Source organism: Aminobacter sp. MET-1 (genome assembly GCF_026521175.1).
In the GTDB taxonomy this organism is placed as follows: Bacteria; Pseudomonadota; Alphaproteobacteria; order Rhizobiales; family Rhizobiaceae; genus Aminobacter.
Map to the genome: position 1 here is coordinate 1 of NZ_JAMSHL010000132.1, position 259 is coordinate 259.

Annotated in this window: 1 protein-coding gene; it reads left to right on the forward strand. The window is 61.4% G+C overall.

Annotated elements, in window-relative coordinates:
- Positions 1-259, forward strand: a 259-nt coding sequence (locus NDO48_RS29335) for a type VI secretion system contractile sheath domain-containing protein (protein WP_267322935.1), incomplete at both ends; no start/stop codon positions are given.

Here is a 259-nt window from a genome sequence, read left to right on the forward strand (position 1 = left end):
GTGCTGGTTTCCGACCGTCGCGAGTACGAGCTGGCCGAGGAAGGCTTTATCGCCCTGACCATGCGCAAGGGCAGCGACAACGCCGCGTTCTTCTCCGCCAACTCGGCGCAGAAGCCGAAGTTCTTCGGCATCAGCGAAGAAGGCAAGACCGCCGAGCTGAACTACAAGCTGGGCACCCAGCTGCCGTACATGTTCATCGTCAACCGTCTGGCCCACTACCTGAAAGTGCTGCAGCGCGAGCAGATCGGTGCCTGGAAGG